The 12,451-nt window shown below is 52.7% G+C and carries 11 protein-coding genes; 1 reads left to right on the plus strand and 10 read right to left on the minus strand.

The features are described 5' to 3' along the window. The first annotated feature begins 163 nt into the window (after positions 1 to 163). A complete protein-coding gene (locus tag G461_RS0110570) occupies positions 164 to 358 on the plus strand; it encodes a hypothetical protein (protein WP_026971818.1) in 195 nt (64 codons plus the stop codon). A 172-nt stretch (positions 359 to 530) separates the two neighbouring features. Here G461_RS0110570 and G461_RS23940 read toward each other — a convergent pair whose 3' ends face one another. The 10 genes from G461_RS23940 to G461_RS0110620 all read right to left on the minus strand — a co-directional run bounded on the left by G461_RS23940 (position 531) and on the right by G461_RS0110620 (position 12,314). Beyond that, positions 531 to 2,558 (minus strand): methyl-accepting chemotaxis protein, encoded by a 2,028-nt coding sequence (locus G461_RS23940; RefSeq protein WP_035480032.1) that lies wholly within the window; start codon positions 2,556 to 2,558, stop codon positions 531 to 533. Between the two features lie 146 nt (positions 2,559 to 2,704). Further along, complete coding sequence (locus G461_RS0110580; protein WP_026971819.1) at positions 2,705 to 3,499, minus strand: nucleotidyltransferase domain-containing protein; 795 nt, start codon at positions 3,497 to 3,499, stop codon at positions 2,705 to 2,707. Between the two features lie 141 nt (positions 3,500 to 3,640). Further along, entirely contained in the window at positions 3,641 to 4,558 is a 918-nt protein-coding gene (locus G461_RS0110585; protein WP_026971820.1) for a lipid A deacylase LpxR family protein, read from the minus strand. A 189-nt stretch (positions 4,559 to 4,747) separates the two neighbouring features. Then, entirely contained in the window at positions 4,748 to 6,115 is a 1,368-nt protein-coding gene (locus G461_RS0110590) for an RICIN domain-containing protein (protein ID WP_026971821.1), read from the minus strand. A 200-nt stretch (positions 6,116 to 6,315) separates the two neighbouring features. Then, complete coding sequence (locus G461_RS0110595) at positions 6,316 to 7,044, minus strand: esterase family protein (RefSeq protein WP_026971822.1); 729 nt, start codon at positions 7,042 to 7,044, stop codon at positions 6,316 to 6,318. Beyond that, positions 7,034 to 8,008 (minus strand): acetylxylan esterase, encoded by a 975-nt coding sequence (locus tag G461_RS0110600; RefSeq protein ID WP_026971823.1) that lies wholly within the window; start codon positions 8,006 to 8,008, stop codon positions 7,034 to 7,036. The genes G461_RS0110595 and G461_RS0110600 overlap by 11 nt, the downstream gene beginning before the upstream one ends. Positions 8,009 to 8,197: 189 nt before the next feature. Next, positions 8,198 to 8,749, minus strand: a complete 552-nt coding sequence (locus G461_RS0110605; protein WP_157360284.1) for a hypothetical protein — start codon at positions 8,747 to 8,749, stop codon at positions 8,198 to 8,200. A 5-nt stretch (positions 8,750 to 8,754) separates the two neighbouring features. Next, positions 8,755 to 9,312, minus strand: a complete 558-nt coding sequence (locus G461_RS0110610) for a hypothetical protein (protein ID WP_026971825.1) — start codon at positions 9,310 to 9,312, stop codon at positions 8,755 to 8,757. Between the two features lie 136 nt (positions 9,313 to 9,448). Further along, a complete protein-coding gene (locus G461_RS23945; protein ID WP_051333498.1) occupies positions 9,449 to 11,197 on the minus strand; it encodes an alkyl sulfatase dimerization domain-containing protein in 1,749 nt (582 codons plus the stop codon). 268 nt (positions 11,198 to 11,465) lie between these two features. Beyond that, positions 11,466 to 12,314 (minus strand): LysR family transcriptional regulator, encoded by an 849-nt coding sequence (locus G461_RS0110620; RefSeq protein WP_026971826.1) that lies wholly within the window; start codon positions 12,312 to 12,314, stop codon positions 11,466 to 11,468. Positions 12,315 to 12,451 lie beyond the last annotated feature (137 nt).

Raw genomic sequence — 12,451 nt, forward strand, 5'->3', positions numbered from 1 at the left:
CTTTGGTACTTTTATTTCCGCATTATGGCGATTATTGCGCTTTTGTCGCTGTATTAGAAGTTGAGAAGGTTAAATGCGGAAATCAATAGATGCGTGTTCTCTGTTTTAGCTTCCGCATAAATGGCAATAATAGCCTGTGTACTTTCTAATCAAGGAGCACACGATGGGCTTAGTAAACACGATTCTGACAACGCTAAAACAAGCAGCCACCCAGCCAAGTATGAAGGTGTTCTACCAGCAACAGATGGTCAGCTCGCCAAGCGCCAATCAGCGGATGCTGAGCGCTCAGCTGTTGGATATTATGCAGTGGAGTGATGCTCAGGACGAAAGTCTACCCGAGCATCGCAGCCTACAGTAGGCGACGGCGTTTTATACCAATCCGAATAAGTAGAAGTTCAGATGCTGCGCAGGAAAAATCTTTGAGGACGAGGAAGGGCTTGCCGTAACTAGTGGACTAATTACAAAAGCGCTGACGCTGTCATCAAAGATTTTAACCAGCAAAGATGATCAGATACTTGTTCTGATTGGTATTAGCGCAGCACAAAGCGGTTGAGCATTGCCTCGATAGCGCCTACTTGCTCGCTGAGCTCGTCGCTGGAGCGGGCAACGCTCTCAATCAGGGCGAAGTTATCTTCAGCAACACTGGCGATCACATTAACATTGCGGGTCACTTCGCTGGCCACATGGTGCTGTTGCTGCGCGGCAACGCTGATATGGTCGCTCATGCTGCGCATCTCTCCCATGTTGTCGCGAATGGTATGCATCGCTTCGCTGCTTTTGCTGACCAGCTCCTTAGACTCGCTCATCTGCTCGCGGCTTTTCGCCATGGCCTCGAATACCTGATGCGACTCATTCCGAATGGTGGTCACCATGCTGCGAACCGACTCGGTACTTTTAGCGGTTTGCGCGGCCAGTGTGCGCACCTCGTCGGCGACCACCGCAAAGCCGCGCCCTTGATCGCCTGCCCGGGCCGCTTCGATGGCGGCATTCAAGGCCAGCAGGTTGGTCTTCTCGGCGATGCCTTCAATCACTCCGATCACGCTACCGATCTGCTTGCTGGCCTCGTTGAGGTTGTCGACCTGCTTGGAGTTCTGCTGCAAGGTGCTGTTGAGCGATTCGATCATGCTGATGTTTTGGTCCATCACCGCCTGACCATCGTCGATATGCTGCTCGATGCTATGGCTGAGGTCGCGGCTGCTATCGACACTGGCCGCCACCTCCTTAATCGCTGATTCCATCTCGGTGACGGCGGTGGCCACGGAGCTAAGCTCTGCGGTTTGCTGCTGCAGCTTGGTTTGGACCTGCGCGGCGGTATGGTTGTTCTTGTCGCTCACCGAGGTGAGCTTGGCGGCTGCGGTTTGCATCTGTTGGAACACGCCGCGCATCTGCTCGATCAGGCTATTGATAGAGCGAACCAGCTGGGCGAACTCGCCCTGATAACGGCCCTGCATCGTGGCGCTAAAGTCGCCTTTTTCTAGCTGTTGCATCTGTGTTTGGGTATGGCTGAGCGGCTTGCGGATAAGGCCGGCCAGCCAAAAGGCCAATGCAATCGCAAACAGCAGGCCAATCGGCACCACCACGGTTACGGCGCTCACGGTAAACTCGATTTGCTGTTGGCTTCTGGCGCTGGCTTGCTCGCTGCTTTGCGCCGCAGCGGCGGTGATCTCGGAGACGACCTGGTCTAACTCAGTCAGCTCGCTCAGTATTTGGCGGGTGATGTTGTCGATCTCAGCGATTGTCTGCTGGTTGTTCAGGTAGTTGGTGACGATGCCATTGCTGGCAGATATCTGATCGTTGAACTGCTTTACCTCGGCGCGGATCGCGGGAGTATCTAGTTCGGGCACCTCGACAAATAGCGAGTCCATATACTCGTTGTATACCTCGGTGCTTTGTTGGATCCGCCCGACGATGGTGACCACGTCGTCGGTGTCTTTGGTGTTCACCATGTTCGACAACAGAAACTCGATCAGGCTGAAGCGCTCCATCACGATATCTAAGATATCTTTGATGTAGGAGTCGTACTGAGCGGGCTCTGCAGAAAGTTGGTTGATGCGCTTCTTAAGGTCTGAGGATTGCAGCAGGAAGCGGGTGAGGCCGGCGCGTACCGCCTCATCGTTGCTGATAAACGTCGCCTGATTGCTGGCGAGCTCGTCGGCATGACGCCCCAACTGCTGAACGATGTCGCCGGCGCTACCGAGGTTGCGATTAACCGTGCTCAAGCCAAAGCGATTGGCATGTTGCTGCATCTGCGCTATCAGTGCATCAAGCTGGGCTGACGACTGGGCAACTTCTTGTTGCTCCTTCTGTAGCTGCTCCAGACTCAAGGTGCGGTCCATATCGAGGATCTCGATACCGGTTCGCAGCGCCGAGGTACCCAGCTCCGCCGCCAGGTTTTGGGTGACCTGGCTGTTGTCGGTCAAGGCGCGGAAGCTGCTACTAATTTGCTTGGCCAGCAAGATGGTCGCGCCACCGCCAATCGCAATCAGCAAACTTAATACTGCAAAGCCGAGAAAGATCCGATGAACGATGGAGAATTGGGTGAAGCGGGATTGAGACATGGCATTTCCTTTGCTCGGGGATATTTTGAACAGTATGAGTAGCTTAGTTAACTCGCGGAGTCATTGACCGATTGATTGTGACTTTTGATTCGTAGAGCTTAATAGCGACCGCGTAAGCTGTGACACGGTCGCCACTTTAGCAACAACTACGGCTGAAGTTCTCGTTTAAAGTAGTCGCAGCATAGCGTTTGCGCTGCTGTGTTCGGCTCTACCTGCTCACTCCTACGTAGCTGGAGGTAGAGTGTGATGCAATGCTCCATCGCTTTCGTCAGCGAAGACTCATTGGGAATGGCTACGGTAGCTTGGAGCTGCCGGGCAAACTCGGGCAGGCGCGTTTCAATGGTCCGAACACCGCTGGGAGTTAACCCTTGCTGTTTGAGGGCTAGGGGGGAGAGCACGTTTTGGCGCAGGAACGATATAAACTCCAGTGCCTCAAAGTACTCGCCGCGCGCAATCTTGGTGGCGGCGTAGTGGGTCCAGATCCAGAAGCGGTCTTCTATCCATTGTGGGTCCGGTTGCGGGTAGCTGGGCTGAGCGCAACCAAGCGCCTGTGTGAGTTGTCCATCTCGCTCCCACAGTACTGCGTTGTGATCGACCCGCTTGGCTGCGTCATTGAGGACTACAAACTTGAAGTCGACGTGAATGGCATCGGGGGCAAAGATCGCAATGACCAGGCGGGGTTCACCGACATGTTCGCCAGTAAAGGCGGCGGTCATCCCATCAAGCTGGTTAATCATGGTAAAGCGCTGCTCGAACACGTCTGAATAGTGCTCTGGGCTAATCGCAATCACCAAGTCCAGGTCACTGTACTTATCCATAGTGTTGGTTGCATAGGAGCCGCTGGCGGCCATGCCGACAATGCGAGGGTCTCGCTGGAACTGCTGGATAATGCGCTCTAGTACGCGCTGATGCGTGTCAGGGAGTGTGCTGGGATAGTTCATATTTTACCTGTAATCACAAAAGGTTAGAACTGCGTGGCAGTTAGTGCGGTAAAATTAGCGCAGCACTATAAGATAACCTGAAACGAGGATGTTCGCATTAGATTTTACAGGCGATGGTTAACGGAGAGGGAGGCGCACTAACTAATAGCGCCACCCCAGTTTCAGCTCTCCATAGTAATATAAACTGTGATTGGCCTCTTCAAAGTCGCGACGCTGGGCCAGCAGCGCAAAGCTTGCCCACCAACGCTGGCGATCCAGTTGGACGCCACTACTGAGTGCCATGCGCAGGTGTTCTACGCTGACCTCTGATTGATAGGGTAGGTCGCCATCGATGGTGATGTCGTTAAAGCGGTAGCCGCCCTCAGCGCGGGCGAACCAGTACCAGTTTTGCCGGGCGCGAGTGAGCCCTTGGTAGCTGAGTGATAACTGTTCGCCCACTCTAAGCTCGAGCCCCGCCAGTATCTGGCTGCGAAAGTTGCCCAGTTGATTGTGGTTGTAGGCGCTTAGCTCCCATTGAGTGGTGGGGGTAAACACAGTCCCGCTGTTCATCCGGTATTGCAATCGGTAATGCATATCGACCAAGCCTTGGTCGCGCACTTGATTATCCCAGCCCTCAACAGGCATAGAGCCGGTGATCTTATGGGTGTACTTTTGCACGCGATCAGCTTTAGCGCTGGGGCCAATGATACCTATGCCCAGTCGCAGTTCTTGTAGCAGCGACTGGCTGTACTGATGGTAACCAAGCTGGGTCATCAAGATGCCCGCATAGGGGCGATCATCGGGCTGAGGGCGTGACAAGTCGAGAAACTTGGGCGTCCAGGCTTGTTGGCTGATGTTCCAGAACCATTCGCTTTGCGCTCCTGCATCGCGCGCCTTGGGTCGTTGCGCCAGCCAGCCAAGCGGGCGCTGTAATCCTCGGCGGTATTCGATAAAGGCGCCACCGGTGTAGTTGCCGTCACTGTTGGTGACGATATCGTTGTCTAGCTGTAGCTGCCACGCGTGGCTGGCAAGGGTTGGGAGAGGGATGAAGCAAACAAACAGTATGAATACTCGATACATCTGACGCTCCTTTTCGCTTTAGCTAAAGCATGGCAAAGAGCGCAGTGTTTGCTTATCAATACCTTGAAAGTGTGACTAATGACTAACTGTGGTAAGTCGCAGCCGTGTTGCCTAGCACGCCATTTTTAGCCGTGGTGCTGAGCGAAGTGTCGGAAAGGAAGGCGTGGCACGCGACCACGCCCCAAGGGATTATTGAACGAAACGGAAGCGCTGGTTATTGGCGCCGGTACAGGCCCATTGCTGCAGCTTTCCACCGTTGCTCATCGATGCGCCCGCAATATCCAGGCACTTACCGCTGGCTTTGTTGCGGATCTCAAAGGTATTGCTGCCTTTATCAACCAAGCTCCAGCGTTGATTGCTGTCGCTATGGTTACATACCCACTGCTGCACCGTCGCGCCATTGCTGCTACTGCCATCTTTTAGCTCCATGCACAGCTGGCTGACTTTCGATTGCAGCGCGTACTCGCCGTTACCCAGTGAAGACAGGGTAAAACGCTGGTTGTTGTTGCCCGTGTTGCACACCCATTGATGGTAGGTACTGCCATTCCAGGTTGCGCCGTTAGCCACATCCAGACACAGGTTACTGTGGACTAACTGAAGGTTGGTGTTGCCCGATGGGACATCGACGGAACCGTCACCACCGCTGCCACCGCCATCTTCTGCCACCGGCTTATAAACCCGGATCCAATCGACATACATCTTGTTCTTGTTGGGGTTGGCCAAGTCGGCATCGGAGGCCACAATCCCTTGCTCGGAGCGCCAGCTATGGTCTTCGGTGTCGAGGATGATGAACATCTCCTCATCCATGTTGTAGCGGCTCTTGTCGAGGATAGCCCCGGTGTAGTCTTTGTCCTTCATCACTACTTGGGCCCACGAACCCTCTGGGGTGGGCTGGCCGTTGATGTAGAAGGTTACGTCGGTGGGGCTCTTCCAGTAGGCGGCAAAACGGTGAAAGCCATCGCGCCAGTAGGTGCCCCAAGATGGGGTGTTGTGGGTCTGGTCGTTAAAGTCGCTGATGATGTTGTTGCCACCGTCACGGAAGAACACATGGAAATTGGTTGACATATTCTTGGCGAACCATTCGTCTTCCGCACCGCCGTACACCTCGAGGATGTCGATCTCCCGCTGGTCGTTTTCACTCAATAACCAGAAGTTAGATGACAGCTCCAGGTTGCTAACCTTAATGCTCGCCTCAAGGAAGATTGGGTACTTCACCTTGGTCTTCGAGGTGACCACACCGGCATTGACCTGGTTAGTGCCGGCGCGCCGTGAGGCGCTGATAATCAGGTTGCCATCGGACACCCAAGACTCATCAGAGCTCCAGTAGGTGAGGCCTGGGCCGGTCCAGCCATGAAAATAGGTGTCGTTCCACTTACTGGAAAACGCCGACGGTTTTCCGGTGTAGTTGAACGAATCCGAGTAGGCCTCTTGTAACTCCCACACATACCCAGACCCGGGATCGGCAGGAATAGGGATATCATCCCAATCATTGGCTTGCACAGCGCTGCACACGCTTAAGCTTACCGCGGAAATCAATACCCTTTGCACATTAAACATATCTATCTCCTTGTTAAAGAGTGACCAATTTATAAATATTGGGTTGCCAATAATGCGATCTGGTTAACGTGTAGTTTATTTGAGTTATAAATTAATAAATACGTAAGCGTATGATTTAACGAGAGGAGAACAGTGAGATAGGGTCAACTTGGGTCAGCCCCAAGAGCGGTTGGGCCAGTGCAACAAGCGCTTAGTCGGTGTTAAAGATACAGTGGCGCCATCTTGCGCCAATAACGCCCACGATGCGCGCGGCCATCCCACTCGTACATGCGATGGTGTACGCCCTTGCTATTGAGGATGCCGCTGATGATGTGGTTGTTTTGTAAGAAGGGGTCATCGCGGCCGATAGTGAACACGATATCGCTGTTTTGGATATGCCAGAGCTGTTCGGAATGGGACAGGTTCTGCAAAAAATGCGTGGGGGTGTGGTAGTAGATGTCGTCGTGGTAGTAGCCATCGAACAAGTCGCCAAAAGACTCCACCTGCCAGGTGAGATCGTAGCGCCCGGAGAAGGCCGCTAGCTTGTTGAACAGATGCGGGTGGCGGAAGAAGATATTGGCGGCATGAAACGCTCCCAGCGAGCAACCATGGGAGATGGTGCAAGGGTGGTGGTTTTTCGCCGACATCAACGGCAGCACTTCTTGCAGTATGTACTCTTCATACTGCTTGTGGCGGTTTATGCGGCCATGGGGATGGGCCCAGTAGCAATACATGCTCTCGGTATCGATGCTGTCTACGCAGTAGAGTTGCAAATGCCCGTCATTGATCTTGTCGGCAATGGAATTCACCAAGCCTAGATTCTCGTACTCGAAGAAGCGTCCGCCGCGGGTGGGGAAGACCAACACCTTAGCGCCGCTGTGGCCGAAGATCAGCAGCTCCATATCTCGCTGCAGGTTAGGGCTCCACCAACGGTGATATTCACGGTGCATGGCAATCTCCTAATACTGCAAAAAACGCCTCAACCTGTTTGCGTAACTCACGTTGTTGCTTACGTTCGCCACTGTAGTTGAAGTGCCCGGCATCCAGCAGGAACGAGCGCTTATCTCCCTTGGCGGCATTGAAGGCACTGAACTGGCCGGGCGGCGCCACATGCGGGTCGAACAATGCCAAGGCCCATAGACTGGGTAGGCGCAGATAGGGCGCGGCGCAGGAGGTGTCGAAATAGGGCAGGGTTTGCGCCAGTAAGGCTTTGTCTTCGAAGTCGATCAGCGCCTCGGTACTGCCCACTGTAGGCATTTGCAGCCTAAGCGCCACATTGCCAAAGGTGGGTACATGAAAGTGGTAGCGTTGAATTCGCTTATCAAAGGCCGAGGCAAACACGCCAAGCCCGCCCCCCAAGCTACTGCCTATCAGCCCGATGCGTTTTTTGATCTGTGGAAACAGGCTAAGTAGCGCGTTCACGCCACACCACAGATCTTGCACACAACCACCAATCACATACTGCTGCTTGTCTTGAATGTTGTGCAAGATATGCCAGTAAGGGCTGCTGGAGATTGGCGGATGGACCGAGCGCGAGATACCGCGCACGCAAGGCATCAGGATCGCAGTATTGCTTAGTTTCCACGAGGTATCGGGAGAGCCGATGCCGCCATAGCCATGGGCCCACACAATCGCGCCATTTACCCTGCCCTTCTCTGGTAGCAGCAACCAGCCGCCGATGCGCACACCATCGGTGGAGTCGTAATAGCAATCAAACACTCGCCAGTGATTCTTGACTAAGCCCGTATCTTGCAGGCTCAAAAACGGCTTCACCGCCAAAGCTTGCTGGTATTGTTGCTGCCAGAACTGGGCAAAGTCATCGGGAGCGCTGCTTGCTGCTACTTGCTTTAGCTGGGAGAGGGTATAGCCATAACTCGGGTCAAAGCGATAGTCGTGTTTGAATCTTGCAGGCATAACAATCAGTTAACGGAGAAATTATAATCACACTATAGCGGGGAGATGACAGATTAATGAAGTCTTTGTGCGTGCGCGTTGTTCTCAGAAAGTGTGCAATATGGCAAGCGCTGAGTCTGCCCATAATGTGCAGATTACCTGCACATTATGGGCTTTGATTCTCATGCTGATTTTGATATCTAGCGCTGTTTAGGACATCGCATCACGTTCTGCTTGCTTAAGGCGGTGAACAAAGCGGCAGGCGTCATCGCCCTCGGTCAGCAGCTCTAGTATCTCTACTTGATAGTCATCGTTCATGGTTGCACCGGTATGTTGCTCCAAGGTCTTAACCATGTGGCGGCAGAAGTCGGAGTGACACTGTTTGTTGTCGGTTGCCGCGAGGAACAGATCGCAGCCAGTGCACTGTGTCTCTACCCTTACCGGTTCACCTTGTTCACTGGTCTCCCAATGGCCGGTAATACCAAATATCGGGTCTTCAAAGTCGTGGTAACTGCCCAATGATCGAGCCGACTGGGTGTCGATGTTCATTTTCTTCTGCAAATGGGGAGCGCGAACCTTGCCCCATTCGGCAAACACTGGAATCCAGAATTTGCGCCAGCCATCAAGACCATTCTTGTTATAGAGCCTTACCCAGTGTTTGACTAAAAGGCTGTTTCCAAAGCGATATACCTTCAAGAACAGAGCGCTACGCTCTGCTAACACCATGCTGTAGTGCAGTAAGTAGCCAAGTATTCTTTTCATTTGTTCTACCCCAATTGGTTTGAGTTATGTGTATCAAGGCCTGATTCATTGGTTAATTGCTCGCGGATACCAAGCTCATCTCGGTAGACTTGCATCACGCGCAAATTCATCGCTTGCTCAAAGCTCAGGCTTTGATTGACCAGAGCTGCAAGCGCCGCTTCACTTAGCATCACTGTATTGGCCCGATCGATGGGAGCCTCAATGTCCAGTAAGACGCTTTGCTGATGACGACTGCTCATCTGTGACCACATCTGGGCATCGACGATCACAATGTGTAAATCGGCCAAACCAAGCGCTTCTAGTCGACGAGACAACAAGGTTAACCACCATGCTGCCCGGCGATAACCACGCATACCTGATAGAGGGGCTAGAGGGGTCATCTCACCAGTTTGCTGAGCTAAGTGAGACTGCAATATGATATCGCTGCTGCCGGGCAGTATAGGGCCATCGGCGGACTCACTGCCGCTATGGAAGCGGCAAGGGTAAGCGATGGAAGGCAATACCAGCATTGCTACCATCAGCCAGGTTGATAGGCGATTTATCTTAGCAATTCTCTTAGCCATGCTTGACCTCTTCATCTGCATCATTCAGGCCCTACTGGCTGGCCTGAATGATTCGATGCGTTCTATCAGATTCTTGAGCGTGGTGATTGGTACATCGTTGGTGGTTAGTACTCTTTGTGGTTAGTACCCTCTGTGGTTAGTACATAGGGCTCGGTTTGAACATCTCAAACATTTCCAAGCCTTCTACAGCTTTACGGCCCTGATAGTACTCAACAAAGTCTGCCATGCTCAGCTCAATGGTGGCGTCGCTCGCTTTGTAGTGTTGCTCTGGATTCTCAACAAATTCGGCAATCGAGTTGCGAACATGTAAGCCCATGGTTTCACCATCAATGGCGAAGCTGATCATATGGTCCATACCTGCCGCTTGCTCAGGGTTGATACGCACGCGTAGATGGTTCACTGCGCGTTTCGGGTCGGCTTCAATCCACTTCTCTGACTCAACGTAGGTCAGTGTCACACTCTCATCGCCTTCTAGCGATAAGGCTGATGCAAGATAGAAGTTGCGAACAATCGAGCCGGGAGAGCGTTGGCCCAATGCGCGGAAGGTGTCAGCCAAGCTTTGACGGTACACCTCATTAGTTGGGTCTACTTGATATAGCATCACCGCGAGATCTTTCGCCCATAAGTACTCTTTGTCTTGGAAGGCTTGCTGGAAGGCTTCCAGGGTACGAGCCTCACCGCCAAACAGGGCAATGGTGCGTTCAGCTTTTACTTCAGCTGGCAGGCTGTGCATGTCTTCAGCGTAACCTGAGAACCAGCCTTGGTTTTCCAGGGCAAAGGCTTCTGGGAACGAGTCAAACTGACCATAACCTTCATTCACTACACTGTACTGCAGCAAGGACTCTGGCATCTCGATATGGTGCTTCAGCTCAGAAGGCTTAACCCCCTGATTACTCAACCGAATAGATTGGTCATAGATAAAGGCCATGCCATCGTGCAGGGCGTTAGCTTTCTCCACGATTTTGTCTTTGCCGACAAACGCGTTGGCTCCGCCGCCGCCCGACAGTACGATCTCAGGGTTTAGATCGCGAATGCGGCGCAGGGCTGACATCCAATTTTGCGGGTCACGATAAAGGTCACCACGCAGGGTGTACATGTTGTAGCCAGGCCAAAATACGTTGTCCAGTACCAGCTCAAGCTCTGGGATCCAGAAGGTCAAAGTATCTTCTGCATCGGTAATCTCGTGGAAGGCTTGGATCTTAAGGCCTGCCACTTCAAACCACTCGCCATCTTCTGGCTCGAAGGTTGACTCTACATAGCCACTTGGCAGGCTGAAATCGATGGCTAGGCCAGATGCCATAGCGTCAGGCCCCTCTGCCGGAACGCGGCTACCAAACTGAATATCGCCACGCGCGTTCAGTAGGTTGCCCATCTCAGGAATATTCGCTACCGCCAGGCCACTACCATCGTTTGCCGCAATAATGTCATTGGTTTTGGGGTGGGCAACGATTATTGCCTCATCACCGTCCAGCAGGGTTGAGGTTCCCTTGGCATAGTGGTTGTGATCGTATAGTACCGCAATGATAGGTTTTTCACTTACCTGTTCGCGGATCAGGCGGCGGAAGTTTGCCCCATCTTCGACGTGTTCACCACTGTTTAGAACAATGAGGCCTTCGGGGCGCTCAATAATGACTGGTCCGTAAAAAATCCCATGAATCATGTAGATATTATCGGCGATCTGCTCAACGCGCTGTTCGCCATGAACCCGGATGTTCTTGCCGATCTTAGCTAGGCCTGAAGGGTCAATAACAGCGCCATTAGGCATAGTAACGGTTTGGTGGTCGGGGTCTTGATCATAATGGGTCCACATGGCGGCATTAGCCGCTGGAACGGCCAGCGCCATCGATACACAAGTAGCCAAGCAGGATTTAAGCGTTTTGTTCATAGCAATCTACTCCACATGATGGGGGAGGGCGCACAGCAGCAGGTGCGTCGCTCGTTATTTGATGAGTAGCAGTGTAGAAAATTAACCCATTAGTTATTAGTGGGTATTGCCTATGTCATACATAATCAGTGCTTATGTTTTGGCTGGCAGTCAATAAGCCGAAGGTGGAGATGCCTCCACTGCTGTTAGCTTTGTTGGGAGTCAGAAATCAATAACCGACAGTAGAGTTGGAATGTTGTTGAGCTCGGGTGCTCGAGTGACTTGCTGCCTATCGGGCAACAGTCAGCTGTACTCGTGTTCTGAGCTGCTCGCGGATCTTTTTGTGGTGCGGATCGTCAGCGAAGCGGCGATGGTAGACAAGGTGCAGGGCTAAAGGGATCGACTTGACTGGCATAGGCATGATTTTTAATCCCAGCTTGTCTGCCCATAGCTGGGCGAAAGGAAGAGGCATGATGCCAATGCAGTCGGTGCTGGAGACCATCATCGCTAAGCCAGACAGCGCACTCACCTCGACACTCTCCTTACATGGGTCGAGACTCTCGGTGGTTAAGATATCCAGGAAGTGACTGCCACCACGTTTTGATTTTAATACCACATGCTCCTCAGCAAAGAATGCCTGCTTGCAGATTGAATCACCGCTGAGCCGAGGGTGACCTTGGCGGCATACCACCACGATAGATTGCTCTGTTAGGGGCTCGACAACGAAGGCTGGATCATTAGTCATGGCATTGTCGAGCAACAAGTCAACTTTGTTGCTGCGTAAGTCCTCAAAGGCCTGCTTTTGGTTGCTAGGGGGCAGAGCAAATTTGATTCCCTCCATATTGCCGATGCTATGCAGCACGGCTTCCACACAGTACCCCATCAACTGCCTTTCCGATGCGAAAGCGGTGTTGACTAGGTTTATCGCGTTCTCGAAAGGTTGGGCTATCTGGATGGCTTTCGCTGTTGGCGCAATGCCTCGCCCCTCTCTGATGAATAATGCGGTACCTAAGTGATCCTCCAGCCGCTTGATAGCTTGGCTGACCGCTGGTTGGCTAATCTCCAGTTCATTTGCAGCCTGGGTGTAGGAGCAGTGGCTATAAACTGCCACGAAAACGCGGATTAGGTTCAGGTCCAAACTTGGGCTCCTTAGGTGCTAAATCTTAGTTAGCCGACGTTATATGGCTTGGTTGCGAGCTATTACGCATCTTACTATTGAGAGTGATATGCGGGAAGATGACAGGTGAATGAAGTGCTTACTGACTTTCTTCGACG

It is taken from the genome of Aliagarivorans marinus DSM 23064 (assembly GCF_000429485.1).
Lineage (GTDB): Bacteria > Pseudomonadota > Gammaproteobacteria > Enterobacterales > Celerinatantimonadaceae > Aliagarivorans > Aliagarivorans marinus.